Source organism: Sphingopyxis sp. EU05-FHT14B03 (assembly GCF_058790875.1).
This window is the reverse complement of the sequence record NZ_JBYTDC010000003.1, coordinates 776,883-791,237: the sequence shown is the minus strand read 5'-3', so window position 1 is coordinate 791,237 and position 14,355 is coordinate 776,883. Positions and strand designations below refer to the sequence as shown.

The following is a 14,355-nucleotide window of genomic DNA, read 5'->3' as shown; positions in this document are numbered from 1 at the left end:
CTTGATTGCGGCGCCGGGCGTCAGCGCGTCTTCACCAGCACCAGCGTCCCCAGGTCGATCCGCGGCCGGCCGTCGAAGGTTACGCCATTGTGCGTGTCGGTGATGAACATCAGCCTGCCCGAGGCGTCGGTGATCCGCGCCGAGACCGAATAGCGGCCGCGCGGGTCGAGGCGGCGCTCGTCGACCGTCAGCGAGAAAGCGAAGGGCACCTGCCGGCCGTCGGCGGTGAACGACTGCTGCGCGATCGTCTTCGACGGTGCGTCCATCAGGCTGACGTCGGCGAGCGTGACCTCGACCTGCGCCGTCGGCGGCAGCGCCATGCGTTCGCGATAGGTGATGCTGCCGGTGACCGACACCGGCTGTTCGGACGGCATGATCGTCGCGCAGGCGGCGAGCGGCAGGGCGGCGAGGGCGAGCGCGAGGTTGCGGGTGAAGCGCGCCATGAGGTTTCTCCTGTTTTCGATCGATGCGGCCCGCTAGCGCCGCCCCGCTGAACCTACGCTGTCCGCTTCGTTATGTTCCCGTCATCCTTCGAGTTCGACGTCCCAGTACAGCCAGTCGATCCAGCTCGTATGCAGATAGTTCGGCGGGAAGCAGCGGCCATTGTCCTGCAACTGCCACGACGTCGGGCGCCAGGGCTGGCGGTGGATCGGCATATGCGCCTGTTGCGGGGTGCGCCCGCCCTTCTTCAGATTGCACGGCGCGCAGGCGGTGGTGACATTCTCCCACGTCGTGCGCCCGCCGAGGCGGCGCGGGACGACATGATCGAAGGTCAGATCCTTGCCCGACCCGCAATATTGGCACGAGAAGCGGTCGCGCAGGAACAGGTTGAAGCGCGTGAAGGCCGGGTGCTGCGACGGCTTCACATATTGCCGCAGCGCGATGACGCTCGGGATCGGCATCGTCCGCGTCGGCGAATGGATTTCGCGCTCGTAATTTTCGACGATGGTGACGCGGTCGAGGAACACCGCCTTGACCGCGGTCTGCCAAGGCCACAGGCTGAGCGGGTAATAGCTGAGCGGCGTATAGTCGGCGTTCAAAACAAGCGCGGGGCAACTATCGGGATGCCGGGCAAGATCGGGATGGAACATGGCTTGGTAACGCAGCCCCCTTTGCTTCTCGGGTTGGCGCGCCACTGCCTTCCTCAAGTGACAGGGTCATTACATGCCGCATCAGAATCTGACGTCAAGGGGGCATCGTCCGCAACATATGGGAAGATTTCCCCGAGAGTCCCACATGATGTGGAGAATCCGGTTTAAACCATGCTGACCCGTTTCGCGCCCAGCCCGACCGGCGAGCTTCACCTTGGCCATGCCTATAGCGCCGTCCTCGCGTTCGACGCCGCGCGCCGCGCCGGCGGCGCCTTCCATATCCGCATCGACGACATCGACGGCAGCCGCTCGCGCGAGGCCTATGTCGCGGCGTCGCTCGCCGACCTCGCCTGGCTCGGCATCGCCTGGGACGGCGATCCGCTGCGCCAGTCGCAGCGGATCGCGACCTATCGGGCGGCGCTCGACGATCTCTCCGCCCGCGATCTCCTCTACCCCTGTTTCTGCACCCGCGCCGATATCGCCGCGAGCCTCGCCGCGCCGCACGGGCCATCCGGAGCGATCTACCCCGGCACCTGCCGGCACCTGACCGAAGCCGAACGGGCAAGCCGCGCCAGCGAACCGCATTGCTGGCGGCTCGACATGGCGAAAGCCGCCGATGTCGCGGGCGAACTTCATTGGGAAGAGCAGGGGAAAGGCTCCCGGCTGGCCGACCCCCGCGCCCATGGCGATGTCGTGCTCGCGCGCAAGGATGCCCCCGCCAGCTATCATCTCGCGAGCACCGTCGACGACGCGGGGATGGGGGTGACGCACATCATCCGTGGCGCCGACCTGATCGCCGCGACCGACGTCCACCGTCTGCTTCAGGCGCTGCTCGGCCTGCCGACCCCGCTGTATCGGCATCACGCGCTCGTCTGCGGCCCCGACGGCAAACGGCTGGCGAAGCGCGACGCCGCGGCGTCGCTCGCGGCGCTACGCGCCAGCGGTGCCGACGGACACGCGCTCGCCGCCGATCTGCTCGGTGGACGGCTTCCCACTGGCTATTCGCTGCAAATGCCCTAGATAGACGGCATGTCCATCCTGCTCATCCTCGGCGTCGTGATTGCCGCCGGCTTCGTCCTCTTCTCGCTCGCGCGCGGACTCTTCTATTTCTCGCAAGGCCACCGCGCCGCGATGGACGGCACGGCGCACGAGAATCAGGTCATGCAGAACAAGATGATGATGTCGCGCGTCAAGTGGCAGGCGATCACGATCATCCTGATCGTGCTGATCGGCCTGCTCGCCGCGGGGCAATAGGCGTCCGCGCCCGCGTCCGATGGTCAAGCTCAACAAGATCTACACCCGCACCGGCGACGACGGCACCACCGGGCTCGTCGACGGTTCGCGCATCGCCAAGTCCGACGCGCTGATGGCGGCGATCGGCGACGTCGACGAAGCGAACAGTGCGGTCGGTATCGCCGCCGCCGCGCTCGACCCCGCCAGCGACGAAGCGGCGATGCTGTCGCGCATCCAGAACGAGCTGTTCGACCTCGGCGCCGATCTCGCCACCCCCGCCGATATCCAGTTCGGTTTCGGTCCGCACGCGATGGCGCTGCGCATCGTGCCCACGCAAACCGCGCGGCTCGAGGACGAGATCGACGCGATGAACGAGCATCTCGGCGCGCTCAAAAGCTTCATCCTGCCTGGCGGCACCGAGGCGGCGGCGCGGCTCCACCTCGCGCGCGCCATCGCCCGCCGTGCCGAACGCGCGGCGGTCGCCGCGGGGGCGACCCGCGACCTCAACCCGCTCGCGCTCACCTATCTCAACCGTCTCTCGGACCATCTGTTCGTGCTGACCCGCCACCTCAACGCCGCGGCGGGCGGTGACATCCTCTGGAAGCCCGGCGCGACGCGCTGAGACAATCCTCCCTGTGGCGAAGCCATGGGGAGGTGGCAGCGCGAAGCGCTGACGGAGGGGCTATGACGCGGCGTTGCGGCCCCTCCACCACCCTTCGGGCGGTCCCCCTCCCCATCGCTGCGCGACGGGGAGGATTGCTTATCGTTCCCCAAATGTTCTAGACATTCTCTCGCCCTGTAACCATATTCCTCCTCCGCCGCGAAACCGAATCACCGTCCGGGGGATTGTCTCAACATGGCCAGCCGCACCGATGCTCCGCTGATAGTCCAACTTGCCGATCTGGCAGCAGAGCTGACGCAGCGCTTCGCCGCGACGCGCCGCCTGTCGCTCGATCTCGTCGCGACGCTGTCCGACGCCGATGCCAGCGCGCAGTCGATGCCCGACGCGTCGCCCGCCAAATGGCACCTCGCGCATACGAGCTGGTTCTTCGAAACCTTCGTCCTGCGCGACCATGTGCCGGGCTATGTCTTGTTCGACGCCCGCTACCCCTTTCTTTTCAACAGCTATTATGACGCCGAGGGGCCGCGCCACGCGCGGCCGCAGCGCGGGCTGCTGACGCGTCCGTCGCTCGACGAAATCCGCATCTGGCGCGCCCATGTCGACACCGCGGTGCAAAGCGCGCTGCCCGACCTGCCGCGCGCCGCGCTGGCGCTGGTCGAACTCGGCCTCCATCATGAACAACAGCATCAGGAACTGCTGCTCACCGACCTGAAGCATCTTTTCGCGCAAAACCCGCTCGGCCCCGCCGCATGGGAAAAAAGTGCAATCGCGAATGAAGTTGCGCAGTTTTCCGCCCCTTTTTCACCGTCGGGCGATGCCGGCGCGATCCGCTGGGTGAAGGGTGCCGAGGGCTTGGTTTCGGTCGGCCACGGCGGCGACGATTTCGCATTCGACTGTGAAGTTCCGCGGTTTTCGGCGCTTCTCACCCCGCACGCCTTGGCCAGCCGCCCCGTCACCAACGGCGAATGGCAGCAATTCATCGCCGACGGCGGCTACCACACCCCGTCGCTCTGGCTCAGCGACGGCTGGGCGTGGGTGCAGCGCGAGGATGTCGAGGCGCCCGCTTACTGGCGCGACGGGCGGCAATTCACGCTTTCGGGCTGGCGCGATATCGACGCGCATGCGCCCGTCACCCATATCAGCTTTTTCGAGGCCGACGCCTTCGCCAGCTGGGCCGGCGCGCGACTACCGACCGAAATCGAGTGGGAGGCCGCGGCCGCGGCGCTCGACCCCGCGTCGGGCGACCAGCTCGACGGCGCCGGACCCGTCCAGCCATCCGCCGAACCCGCCGCCGACATCGGCCTGCAACAGATGTTCGGCAGCGTGTGGGAATGGACCGGCAGCGCCTATCGCCCCTATCCCGGCTTTCGCGCCGCACCCGGCGCGGTCGGCGAATATAATGGCAAGTTCATGAGCGGCCAGTTCGTGCTGCGCGGCGGCAGCGTTGCGACCCCGCGCGGCCATCTGCGCGCCTCCTACCGCAATTTCTTCTACCCCCACCAGCGCTGGCAGTTCACCGGCGTGCGGCTAGCCAAGGATCTCTGACATGGGTGTCGTTCGCAATCTTCGCCAGGTCGATGCCGATGCCGCCGGGATCGATATCGCCTTTCGCGCCGACGTCCATGCGGGATTGTCGCAGGCGCAAAAGGCGGTGCCGGCGCGCTGGTTCTACGACGCGACGGGGTCGGCGTTGTTCGAGGATATCACGACGCTCCCCGAATATTATCCGACCCGCAGCGAGACCGATCTGCTCAAACGCCATGCTGGCGAAATGGCGGCGGCGATCGGCCCCGACCGCGCGGTGGTCGAACTGGGATCGGGCAGCTCGACCAAGACGCCGCTGCTGCTCGAGGCGATCCGGCCCGCGGCCTATGTCCCGGTCGATATTTCGGGCGATTTCCTGCGCGAAAGTTCGGACGCGCTCGCCGCGCGCTTCCCGGGGCTCGCCATCTATCCGGTCGAGGCCGATTTCACCCAGCGCGTCGCCTTGCCGCGCGAAATCTGCCCGCTGCCAAAGCTGGGGTTCTTTCCCGGCTCGACGATCGGCAACATGGTCGCGCGCACCGCGATCGACCTGCTCCGCAATTGGCGCGAGGCGCTCGGCGACGGCTCGCTGCTGCTGATCGGTATCGACCGGATCAAGGATATCGCGGTCCTCGAACGCGCTTATGACGATCCGGCGGGGGTGACCGCGGCGTTCAACCTCAACCTGCTCACCCGCATCAACCGTGAACTCGGCGGCACCATCCCGGTCGACAATTTCCTTCACCGCGCCGTCTGGGACGACGTCCATGCGCGGATCGAAATGCACCTCGTGGCCGCCTGCGACATGGACTTCACCGTCGACGGCCGCCGTTATCATATGGCGAAGGGCGAGACGATCCACAGCGAGAACAGCCATAAATACGGGGACCGCGACGCGAACCTGCTGCTCCGCGCCAGCGGCTGGACCCCGGTCGCGACCTGGGACGATGCCGATCCCGCCTTTGCCCTGATCCTTGCCGAAGCGACCGCCTTCCGCTCGGCCCCCTGACGCTCCATCCCTTGACGCGCCGGCCCGAAGCCGTAGGGCACGCGCATATTTTCAGCGAAAGGGCGGATCATGATCGTAGGTGTTATCGGCGCGGGCCAGATGGGCGCGGGCATCGCGCAGGTTTCGGCGGGCGCCGGCCATGACGTGCTGCTCTCCGACATCGACCTCGCGCGCGCCGAAGCGGGCAAGGCGGGCATCGCCAAGGGCCTCGGTCGCCTCGTGACCAAGGAAAAGATGAGCCAGGGCGACGCCGACGCGTTGCTGGCGCGCATCACCCCGGTCGCCGACCATGGCGCCTTCGCCCCCGCCGATCTCGTGATCGAGGCGGCGACCGAGCGCGAGGAGATCAAGCGCGCGATCTTCGCCAGCGTCGGTCCGCATCTCTCGGCGACCGCGATCCTCGCCAGCAACACCAGCTCGATCCCGATCACCCGCCTCGCCCAGGCATCGCCCGACCCGGCGCGCTTCATCGGGGTGCATTTCTTCAACCCGGTGCCGGTTATGGGGCTGATCGAACTGATCCGCGGCCTTGCGACCAGCGATGCGACGCTCGCCACGGTCGAGGCCTATGGCCGCGGGCTTGGCAAGGAAATCGTCCACGCCAACGACGCGCCGGGCTTCATCGTCAACCGCGTGCTGATGCCGCTGATCAATGAAGCGATCTTCGCTTTGGGAGAGGGTGTCGCGACGATGCAGGACATCGACGCCGGCTGCCGCCTCGGACTCAACCATCCGATGGGGCCGATCACGCTTGCCGACTTCATCGGCCTCGACACCTGCCTCGAAATTATCCGCGTGCTGCAGTCGGGCACCGGCGATCCCAAATTCCGCCCCGCGCCCTTGCTCGTCCAATATGTCGAGGCGGGCTGGGTCGGCAAAAAGGCCGGGCGCGGTTTCTACGACTGGACCGGCGAGGCGCCGGTTCCGACGCGCTGAGCCTCCGGGGCTGTCCTTGTTGCGGCTGGACGCGGCTTGGTGCGTCGCGCAATAACGGGTCGGGAGCCGAATGTCGTTTGAGGCGTTAGCGGACTAATGGTGCGTCATAGCAGGAGCCTGATATGCAACGGAAATCCTTAGTCCTCCTCGCCCTTTCCGGTCTCGTCTTCGCGCCGTCGGCGCACGCCCAGAAAGGCGCGCCCGAGGATTCGACGATCAAGGATACCGCCAATTCGGTGACCGAGCCGTTCGACGGCAAGGAAGTCCCGGAAAAATTGCTGGCGATCCAGGGCGCGCCCTATTCGCTCGCGGGCATGGGCAAATGCGCGGCGATCGTTCAGGAAATCACCGAACTCGATGCGGTACTCGGCCCCGATGTCAACGAACAGGTCGACGAGAGCCGGGCCAAGAAGCGCGAGCAGACCGCCGGCCGCGTCGCGGGTAATGTGGCGGGATCGATCATTCCGTTTCGCGGTCTCATCGGCGAGGTCACCGGCGCCAACGCCGAACGGCGGCGCTATGCGGCGGCGGTCTATGCCGGAACGGTGCGTCGCGGCTTTCTGAAAGGCGTCGGACTCGAGCGCGGCTGCAAGGCGCCCGCACGGCCATAAGCCCGAAACCGGGGGCAAGAGGGGGAGAGAAAATCATGCAGGTCGGCACCATCCGTCCGTTCACGATCGACGTGCCGCAATCGGCGCTCGACGACCTCAAGGCGCGGCTCGCGAACACGCGCTGGCCCGAACAGGAAACGGTCGGCGACTGGGACCAGGGTGTGCCGCTCGCCTATGCGCAGCAGCTCGCGGCCTATTGGCGCGACCACTACGACTGGCGGCGGATCGAGGCGCGGCTCAATGCCTGGCCCAATTATCTCGTCGAGATCGACGGCCTCGATATCCACTTTCTCCACATCCGCTCGGACAATCCCGACGCGCGGCCGCTCGTCCTCACCCATGGCTGGCCGGGGTCGGTGATCGAGTTCCTCGACGTCATCGAACCGCTGTCGGCCGACTATCATCTCGTCATCCCCTCGCTCCCCGGCTACGGCTTTTCGGGCAAGCCGGCCGAGGCGAAATGGGGCGTCGAACATATCGCGGCGGCGTGGGACGCGCTGATGGTCGCGCTCGGTTATACCCGCTATTTCGCGCAGGGCGGCGACTGGGGCAGCGCGGTGACCTGCGCGATCGGCGGCAATCACGCCGATCATTGCGCCGGCATCCACGTCAACATGATCGTCGGCCAGCCCGATCCCGATACGATGGCCGACCTCACCGACGACGAGAAAGCCTATCTGGCGCGCTTCCAATGGTACCGGACCAAGGACAATGGCTATTCGACCCAGCATGCGACCCGGCCGCAGACCGTCGGTTACGGCCTCGCCGATTCGCCGGTCGGGCAGATGTGCTGGATCGTCGAAAAATGCCACGGCTGGACCGACTGCGGCCACCAGCCCGGCGGCCAGTCGATCGGCGGTCATCCCGAAAAGGCGCTCAGCAAGGACGCGATGCTCGACACCGTCAGCCTCTATTGGCTGACCAACAGCGCGGCGTCGTCGGCGCGGCTTTATTGGCACAGCTTCGCGCAATTCGGCTTCGGCGAAATCCATGTCCCGACCGGCTGCAGCCTGTTCCCGCTCGAAATCATGCGGCTGTCGCGGCGCTGGGCCGAGGGGCGCTACAAGAATATCGTCTATTGGAACGAACTCGACCGCGGCGGCCATTTCGCTGCTTGGGAACAGCCGGACCTCTTTGTCGAAGAGGTCCGGGCGGCCTTCGGCACGATGAGCTTATAGCGGCGTCATCACGACCTGGCAGCGTTCGGCCGCGCTGCGCACCGCGGTGTTCCAGGTCACCTCGTTGCCGTTGCGGGCGAGCCGCGCCCCGGTCTTGTTTTCATAGACCGACCCGCCGGTCGACGGCGTCTGTTTCAGCACCAGCGTCCGCATCCCGTTGACGCGCACGATCGCGCCATTGCCGGTATAGTTGACGTTGAGCCGGGTGCCGCCGCTGCAGGCATAGCTGGTGCCGGTCTGGCGCGGGACCGAGGCGCAACCGCCGAGCGCAGTCCCGGCTGCGGCCAGCAGGATGATTGTCCGTTTCATGGCTTTCCCCTTCAATAGCCCGAGCGGACGCAGAGCACGTCGGCCAGATATTCGCGGCGATTGATCGTTTCCATATGCTCGCGTGCCGACCCGTTCCACCCGATCGAGCGGCACCAGGTGTCGGCGGCGCGCGCGGCGCAGGCGGCGGTCGCCGACCCGTTGGCGCAGGCGAGGACGCGATAGCCGTTCGTCGATGGCTGGGTATGGAATTCGGCGAAACTGCCGCGGGCGCTCTGGTCGTTCGCGGGCGGATTCGGGTTCCAGCCGCCTCCGCCGCCTCCGCCTCCGCCGACCGGGCGGATCGACTGGACGGTCATCCCGCGCAGCACGCTGCCCAGCATCGGCGTATCGCGGTCGACGGTGCGGCAATTGCCCCGATAGCGTGTCTTTTCGCACAGCTCCCAGCGGCCGCTGGCGACGCGGATCGAATTGACCGGCCAGGCGAGGCCGAGATCGGTCTTCGCCTCGCCGATGAACACCGCCGGGCCGCGATAGGCGGCATCGCGATAGATGGTCGCCTCGGGCGGGCGATAGAGCCGTTCTTCGGGGGTTTGCGCGGTCGAGGTGGCGAGCAGCCCCCCGGTCAGCGCCGCCGCGACGGCGCCGATGATGGACAGACGATGCACGGCTTTCATACGTTCTCCCCTGCTGTGACTGCGACCCGGAGATTCGTTCAGGGTCGAGATTACAGCATGGGCGAAGGCCGCGCAAACATCATCGCTGCCAGAGCGGTGCTAAGCCCGCATCGTTGCTTGCGAAATCAGGGTTTGGCGGCGGGGGCCGGCGCGACCTCCGGTGCCGGCGTCGCCGCGGGGGCCGTCACCGGCGCGGACGGCGTGGGTTCCGGCGTCGTCAGCGGCGGCGTGACGCTCAGGATCAGCCCGGCGAGCGCTGCCGACATCAGGTTCGACAGGCTGCCCGCGAGCAGCGCCTTCAGCCCCAGCTTGGCGATCATCGGGCGCTGGTTGGGGGCCAGGCTGCCGGTGACCGCCATCTGGATCGCGATCGAGCTGAAATTGGCGAAACCGCACAGCGCGAATGTGCCGATGGCGATCGACGCCGGCGACAACCCGCCGGCCTTTTGCATATTGCCGAGGTCGATGAAGGCGACGAATTCGTTGAGCACGATCTTGCTGCCGAACAGCGCGCCGACGGCGTCCGATTCGGACCAGGGCACGCCCATCAGCCACATCACCGGGCGGAAGATCTGGCCGATGATCGACTGGAACGACAGGCCGTCGACATGGAACCAGCCGCCGATCCCGGCGAGCAGCCCGTTGGCGAGCGCGACGAGCGCGACGAACGCCAGCACCATCGCGCCGACCGCGACCGCCAGCTTGACGCCGGTCTGGGCGCCTTGGGCTGCCGCCATGATGATGTTCGCGGGCTTTTCCTCGTCATGGCTCGCCTCGGGCATGACGATCGGTTCGATGCCGATATCCTTGGGGTCGTCGGGCATGATGATCTTGGCCATCAATATGCCGCCCGGCGCCGACATGAAGCTCGCGGCGAGCAGATAGGGAAGCAGATGCTCGCCGATCATGCCGGCATAGGCGCCGAGGATCGTGCCCGCGACACCCGCCATGCCGACGGTCATGATCGTGAACAGCTGCGACGGGGTCAGCCCGGCGAGATAGGGACGGATGACGAGCGGGCTTTCGCTCTGCCCGACGAAGATGTTTGCCGCCGCGCCCAGGCTTTCGACCTTGGTCACGCCGGTGATCTTCTGGATGCCGCCGCCGACCCATTTGATGATCTGTTGCATCACGCCCAGATAATAGAGGACCGAGATCAGCGACGCGAAGAAGACGATCACCGGCAGCGCGCCGATCGCGAACACCGCCTTGCCATAGGGCGGCTGGGTCAGCACCTCGCCGAACAGGAATTTGGTGCCCTCGTCGGCATAGCTCAGCAGGTTCGACACCCCGGTCGACATCGCGCCGATGATCGCGCGGCCCCATGGCGTGCCGAGCACGAGCAGCGCGAAACCGGCCTGCAGCAGGAAGGCGGGGACGACGACGCGCGGGCGAATCCAGCGGCGGTTCGACGAAAACAGCACGGCGATCGCAAGCAGTGCGACGATGCCGAGCAGACCGATCAGGCGTTCCATAATGTTGATGCGTCCCCCGCAAGTTTATTGCGCCTGTCTAGCGGGCTGGGCGGCGGGGGCAAGGGGCGGCGATCACGGCCTGCCGCAGCGATGACGCTTGGCGCGAGTGAATTTCCTTTATAGACATGGGGCTATTGTCTTGGGGGGGCGCATGTTTCGTTCGATGATGGCGATGGTTCTGCTCGCCGTTTCGCCGTCGGTTCTGGCTCAGGGCGGGGGCGGTGCCGCGGTTCCCGCGCCTGCCGCAAAACCGATCGAGCCGTTGCCGACCGCGACCTTCGCGCGCCTGCCTTTCATCGAAAGCGCCGAACTTTCGCCCGATGGTCGGCACCTCGCGGGATTGTTCGCGATCAAGGGCGAACAGCGCATTGGCATCATTCCGATCGGTGGCGACGTCAGCCAGGCGATGTTTGTCGGCGTGCCCGACCTGACCGAGATCGACTGGCTGCAATGGGTCGGCGACGACAATATCATCGTCGGCCTGCGTGCATTGCTGCCGGTCGAGACGGACAATTGGTACATCTCGCGCCTGATCAGCATCAACCGCACCACTGGCAAGCCGACCCGCCTGCTCTGGGATCTCAAGGGACAGGATGCATCGAGCGTCGTGTGGATTCCAAGCGACGGCAGCACCGAAATTCTCGTGGCCGGACAGAATTCCATCTATGAAGGCGAGGATTTCTGGCCTGCCGTCTACCGCGTCGATGTCGCTACCGGCCGCAGGAAGACCGAGGTCACTGCGCGGGGCAGCGTCCTCGAGTGGGGTGCCGACCATCTCGGCCGGGTCCGCTACGGCATCGGCTATCGCGACCAGACGACCAAATCGACCCTGCTCTATCGCGGCGACGGCAAGTCGCTGTTCCGCACGATCGACAGCGCCTCGCTGCGTGACGAGGAGCGGCTGTCGGTTCCCTTCGTCTTCGTTCCGGGCACCGACAATGGGCTGGTCTATGCCGATGCCCCCGACGGGCGCACGGTGATCGCCGAAACCGATCTGGCGACGGGCAAGCAGCTACGGATTGCGCATCAGGTCGACGGCGCCGATATCGAGGGCGCGATCCGGTCGCCCGACGGGTCGCGGCTGATCGGCTTCTACACCTCCGACGATGCGAAACCGATCCAGTGGATCGACCCCGTGATGGCGACGCACCAGAAGGAGCTGGACGCGGCATCGCCGCAGTCGAAGGTCCGCATCGAAAGCTATAGCCGCGACCTGACGAAGCTGCTGGTGCGGATCAGTACTCCCGACAATCCGGGGCTCTTCTATTATTTCGATTCCGCCGCGGGCGACCTGTCGAAACTGGCGTCGGTGAACGAGGCGATCGGCGGCAGGCGGTTGTCGCGTTCGAAGCTCGTCCAGTACAAGGCGCGCGACGGGCTGGAGATCGAGGGCGTGCTGACGATGCCACGCGGCCGCGCCAAGGAAAACCTGCCCTTCATCGTCATGCCGCACGGCGGCCCCTGGTCGCACGATACGCTGAGCTACGACTATTGGGCGCAATTCCTCGCCGAGCGTGGCTATGCGGTGCTCCAGCCCAATTTCCGCGGTTCGACCGGCTATGGCGAGACCTTCCTGAAGGCCGGGCAGGGCCAGCTCGGCTTCGCGATGCAGGACGATGTCACCGATGGCGTGCGCTGGGCGGTCGCCGAGGGGATCGCCGACCCGAAGCGCGTGTGCATCGTCGGCGCCTCCTACGGGGGGTACGCGGCGATGTGGGGCATCGCCAAGGATCCCGACCAATATCGCTGCGCGGTATCGATCAACGGCGTGTCCAACCTGCGGCGCGAGGTCAATGATTTCGGCGGCAAGGTCCGTTCGCGCCTCTATCGCGACCAGTGGCAGAAGATGACCCCCGATTTCGCCGCCGTGTCGCCGATCAACGCGATCGACCGGATCAAGACGCCGCTGCTGCTGGTCCATGGCAAGAAGGATGTCACCGTCGACCACGTCCAGTCGGCGAAGATGTACAGCGCGATGAGCAAGGCGGGCAAATCGGTCGAATTCGTCTCGATCCCGCTCGCCGACCATTATTTCACCCGCGAGGCCGACCGGACCACCTTGCTGACGTCAATTGAGGCGTTTCTGGCCAAGCATAATCCGCCCGATTGACCGGCATCTTTCCAGCGCCGCCAAAACCGACTATCGCGCGCCGATGACCGACACCTCTTCGACGGCGTTGCCGCGCACGCTCTCGCCCTCGCTCTTCCTCTTCACCATCATCTATGGCGGCATGGTCGTGCTCGCCGGGGTGCTGGGCAACAAGCAGGTCGCGCTCGGCGACTGGCTGGCGGTCGAGGCGGGAATTTTCCCCTTCCTGCTGCTCGTCGCCCTGTCGAGCAGCGTATCTGAACTTCATGGGCAGACTGCGGCGAACCGGTTGGTGCTGTGGGGCTTCGTGCCGCTCGTGCTGTCGATCCTGCTCACCGCGCTGGTGCTGTCGCTGCCGGCGTCGCCTGAAATGGACCCGGCGCGGCTGGCCGCTTTCGAAACGGTGCTTGGGCAGAGTCCGCGGCTTATGGCGGCGGGCATCGTCGCCTATGGCACGTCGCAGTTCCTGAACGTCACGATCTTCAGCCGTCTGCGCGGCCGTGAAGGCGCTGGAACGGGGTCGACGTGGCTCGCGATCCGCGGCGCGATCGCCAGCGCGCTCAGCCAGATCGTCGACACGTTGCTGTTCGTCACTATCGCCTTTTCGGGGGTTTTTCCCATCGCGAACCTGATGGGCGGGCAGATGCTGGCCAAGGTCACGCTGTCGATCCTCGTCATCCCCTTCGTGATCACCGGCCTCGTTGCGCTGGGTCGCAATCTCGATAGCAAGCCCACCGCATGAGCCACGCCCCCGACCCCGCGATGCTCGCGAAAGCCGAAACGCTCGTCGAGGCTTTGCCCTATCTGCAGCGCTATGCTGGCCAGACCTTCGTGATCAAATATGGCGGCCATGCGATGGGCGATGCCGAGGCGCAGCGCGACTTCGCCGAGGATGTCGTGCTGCTCAAGGCGGTCGGGATCAACCCGGTGGTCGTCCATGGCGGCGGGCCGCAGATCGGCGCGATGCTCAAGCAGCTCGGGATCGAATCGACCTTCGTCGGTGGCCTGCGCGTCACCGACGCCGCGACCGCCGAGGTCGCCGAAATGGTCCTCGCGGGCAAGATCAACAAGGAAATCGTCAGCTGGATCGCCGCCCTCGGCGGCCGGGCGGTCGGCATTTCGGGCAAGGACGCCAATCTCGTGCTCGCCGAAAAGGTCAAGCGCACCGAACCCGACCCCAATTCGGGAATCGAGCGCCATGTCGACCTGGGTTTCGTCGGCGAGCCCGTCGCAGTCGATCCGACGATCCTGCAGAACCTGACCAAGGACAATTTCATCCCCATCGTCGCCCCGGTGGCGCTCGGCGCCGATGGCGCGACCTACAACATCAACGCCGACACCATGGCGGGCGCGATCGCCGGGGCATTGGGCGCCAAGCGCTTCTTCCTGCTCACCGACGTTGCCGGGGTGCTCGACAAGGACAAGAATCTGCTCACCGACCTCGACCGCGTCGCGATCGAGGCGCTGAAGGCCGACGAGACGATCACCGGCGGCATGATCCCGAAGGTCGAAACCTGCGTCGCGGCTGTCGATGCCGGGGTCGAGGCGGCGGTCATCCTCGACGGGCGGGTGCCGCACGCGATGCTGCTCGAAATTTTCACCGCCCGGGGTGCAGGCACGCTGATTCATCGCTAAGACGGGGG

General features: G+C 66.2%; 16 protein-coding genes. 11 read left to right on the top strand and 5 right to left on the bottom strand.

Features of this window, described 5'->3' with window-relative positions; genetic code table 11:
- Window positions 1-20: 20 nt before the first annotated feature.
- Both AC3WS4_RS20410 and AC3WS4_RS20405 read right to left on the bottom strand, forming a co-directional pair.
- Window positions 21-443 (bottom strand): YbaY family lipoprotein, encoded by a 423-nt coding sequence (locus AC3WS4_RS20410; RefSeq protein ID WP_492737842.1) that lies wholly within the window; start codon window positions 441-443, stop codon window positions 21-23.
- A gap of 81 nt (window positions 444-524) precedes the next feature.
- Window positions 525-1,091, bottom strand: coding sequence for an HNH endonuclease (locus tag AC3WS4_RS20405; protein ID WP_492738083.1), 567 nt, complete (start codon window positions 1,089-1,091; stop codon window positions 525-527).
- 171 nt (window positions 1,092-1,262) lie between these two features.
- Here AC3WS4_RS20405 and gluQRS point away from each other — a divergent pair, with 171 nt between their 5' ends.
- The 8 genes from gluQRS (at window position 1,263) to AC3WS4_RS20365 (ending at window position 8,204) form a co-directional block, all read left to right on the top strand.
- A complete protein-coding gene (gene gluQRS / locus AC3WS4_RS20400; protein WP_492737840.1) occupies window positions 1,263-2,111 on the top strand; it encodes a tRNA glutamyl-Q(34) synthetase GluQRS in 849 nt (282 codons plus the stop codon).
- A gap of 9 nt (window positions 2,112-2,120) precedes the next feature.
- Window positions 2,121-2,345 (top strand): HIG1 domain-containing protein, encoded by a 225-nt coding sequence (locus AC3WS4_RS20395; protein ID WP_492737838.1) that lies wholly within the window; start codon window positions 2,121-2,123, stop codon window positions 2,343-2,345.
- 19 nt (window positions 2,346-2,364) lie between these two features.
- Window positions 2,365-2,946 (top strand): cob(I)yrinic acid a,c-diamide adenosyltransferase, encoded by a 582-nt coding sequence (locus AC3WS4_RS20390; protein WP_492737836.1) that lies wholly within the window; start codon window positions 2,365-2,367, stop codon window positions 2,944-2,946.
- A gap of 234 nt (window positions 2,947-3,180) precedes the next feature.
- Window positions 3,181-4,491: an ergothioneine biosynthesis protein EgtB gene (gene egtB, locus AC3WS4_RS20385; RefSeq protein ID WP_492737834.1), complete on the top strand. Its 1,311-nt coding sequence runs from the start codon at window positions 3,181-3,183 to the stop codon at window positions 4,489-4,491.
- 1 nt (window position 4,492) lies between these two features.
- The gene (gene egtD, locus AC3WS4_RS20380; RefSeq protein WP_492737832.1) at window positions 4,493-5,479 is read left to right on the top strand and encodes an L-histidine N(alpha)-methyltransferase; all 987 of its coding nucleotides are present in this window, start codon (window positions 4,493-4,495) and stop codon (window positions 5,477-5,479) included.
- A 69-nt stretch (window positions 5,480-5,548) separates the two neighbouring features.
- A complete protein-coding gene (locus tag AC3WS4_RS20375; protein WP_492737830.1) occupies window positions 5,549-6,415 on the top strand; it encodes a 3-hydroxyacyl-CoA dehydrogenase NAD-binding domain-containing protein in 867 nt (288 codons plus the stop codon).
- A 122-nt stretch (window positions 6,416-6,537) separates the two neighbouring features.
- On the top strand, window positions 6,538-7,026 hold the full coding sequence (locus AC3WS4_RS20370; RefSeq protein WP_187139183.1) for a hypothetical protein: 489 nt from the start codon (window positions 6,538-6,540) through the stop codon (window positions 7,024-7,026).
- Between the two features lie 35 nt (window positions 7,027-7,061).
- Window positions 7,062-8,204, top strand: coding sequence for an epoxide hydrolase family protein (locus AC3WS4_RS20365; RefSeq protein ID WP_492737827.1), 1,143 nt, complete (start codon window positions 7,062-7,064; stop codon window positions 8,202-8,204).
- On the opposite strand, the gene AC3WS4_RS20360 is transcribed toward AC3WS4_RS20365, so the two are convergent.
- From AC3WS4_RS20360 to AC3WS4_RS20350, 3 genes are all read right to left on the bottom strand, one after another.
- Window positions 8,199-8,513, bottom strand: coding sequence for an MliC family protein (locus AC3WS4_RS20360; protein ID WP_187139181.1), 315 nt, complete (start codon window positions 8,511-8,513; stop codon window positions 8,199-8,201). The genes AC3WS4_RS20365 and AC3WS4_RS20360 overlap by 6 nt on opposite strands.
- A gap of 11 nt (window positions 8,514-8,524) precedes the next feature.
- Window positions 8,525-9,148 (bottom strand): beta/gamma crystallin-related protein, encoded by a 624-nt coding sequence (locus tag AC3WS4_RS20355; protein WP_492737825.1) that lies wholly within the window; start codon window positions 9,146-9,148, stop codon window positions 8,525-8,527.
- A gap of 125 nt (window positions 9,149-9,273) precedes the next feature.
- On the bottom strand, window positions 9,274-10,623 hold the full coding sequence (locus tag AC3WS4_RS20350; RefSeq protein WP_492737823.1) for a NupC/NupG family nucleoside CNT transporter: 1,350 nt from the start codon (window positions 10,621-10,623) through the stop codon (window positions 9,274-9,276).
- 151 nt (window positions 10,624-10,774) lie between these two features.
- On the opposite strand from AC3WS4_RS20350, the gene AC3WS4_RS20345 reads away from it, so the two are divergent.
- From AC3WS4_RS20345 to argB, 3 genes are read left to right on the top strand one after another with little or no spacing between them, the layout of a single operon-like run.
- On the top strand, window positions 10,775-12,733 hold the full coding sequence (locus AC3WS4_RS20345; protein WP_492737821.1) for an alpha/beta hydrolase family protein: 1,959 nt from the start codon (window positions 10,775-10,777) through the stop codon (window positions 12,731-12,733).
- Between the two features lie 43 nt (window positions 12,734-12,776).
- Entirely contained in the window at window positions 12,777-13,454 is a 678-nt protein-coding gene (locus AC3WS4_RS20340) for a queuosine precursor transporter (protein WP_187139177.1), read from the top strand.
- Window positions 13,451-14,347 (top strand): acetylglutamate kinase, encoded by an 897-nt coding sequence (gene argB / locus AC3WS4_RS20335; RefSeq protein WP_056342298.1) that lies wholly within the window; start codon window positions 13,451-13,453, stop codon window positions 14,345-14,347. Before AC3WS4_RS20340 ends, argB begins: the two co-directional genes overlap by 4 nt.
- Window positions 14,348-14,355 lie beyond the last annotated feature (8 nt).

Bases quoted from the DNA above. Each gene is read 5' to 3' on its own strand.
- AC3WS4_RS20375 (WP_492737830.1), top strand. From the start codon at position 5,549: ATGATCGTAGGTGTTATCGGCGCGGGCCAGATGGGCGCGGGCATCGCG.
- AC3WS4_RS20355 (WP_492737825.1), bottom strand. From the start codon at position 9,148: ATGAAAGCCGTGCATCGTCTGTCCATCATCGGCGCCGTCGCGGCGGCG.
- AC3WS4_RS20370 (WP_187139183.1), top strand. From the start codon at position 6,538: ATGCAACGGAAATCCTTAGTCCTCCTCGCCCTTTCCGGTCTCGTCTTC.
- argB (WP_056342298.1), top strand. From the start codon at position 13,451: ATGAGCCACGCCCCCGACCCCGCGATGCTCGCGAAAGCCGAAACGCTC.
- AC3WS4_RS20395 (WP_492737838.1), top strand. From the start codon at position 2,121: ATGTCCATCCTGCTCATCCTCGGCGTCGTGATTGCCGCCGGCTTCGTC.
- AC3WS4_RS20360 (WP_187139181.1), bottom strand. From the start codon at position 8,513: ATGAAACGGACAATCATCCTGCTGGCCGCAGCCGGGACTGCGCTCGGC.
- gluQRS (WP_492737840.1), top strand. From the start codon at position 1,263: ATGCTGACCCGTTTCGCGCCCAGCCCGACCGGCGAGCTTCACCTTGGC.
- AC3WS4_RS20390 (WP_492737836.1), top strand. From the start codon at position 2,365: ATGGTCAAGCTCAACAAGATCTACACCCGCACCGGCGACGACGGCACC.
- AC3WS4_RS20345 (WP_492737821.1), top strand. From the start codon at position 10,775: ATGTTTCGTTCGATGATGGCGATGGTTCTGCTCGCCGTTTCGCCGTCG.
- AC3WS4_RS20410 (WP_492737842.1), bottom strand. From the start codon at position 443: ATGGCGCGCTTCACCCGCAACCTCGCGCTCGCCCTCGCCGCCCTGCCG.
- AC3WS4_RS20405 (WP_492738083.1), bottom strand. From the start codon at position 1,091: ATGTTCCATCCCGATCTTGCCCGGCATCCCGATAGTTGCCCCGCGCTT.
- egtB (WP_492737834.1), top strand. From the start codon at position 3,181: ATGGCCAGCCGCACCGATGCTCCGCTGATAGTCCAACTTGCCGATCTG.
- egtD (WP_492737832.1), top strand. From the start codon at position 4,493: ATGGGTGTCGTTCGCAATCTTCGCCAGGTCGATGCCGATGCCGCCGGG.
- AC3WS4_RS20350 (WP_492737823.1), bottom strand. From the start codon at position 10,623: ATGGAACGCCTGATCGGTCTGCTCGGCATCGTCGCACTGCTTGCGATC.
- AC3WS4_RS20365 (WP_492737827.1), top strand. From the start codon at position 7,062: ATGCAGGTCGGCACCATCCGTCCGTTCACGATCGACGTGCCGCAATCG.
- AC3WS4_RS20340 (WP_187139177.1), top strand. From the start codon at position 12,777: ATGACCGACACCTCTTCGACGGCGTTGCCGCGCACGCTCTCGCCCTCG.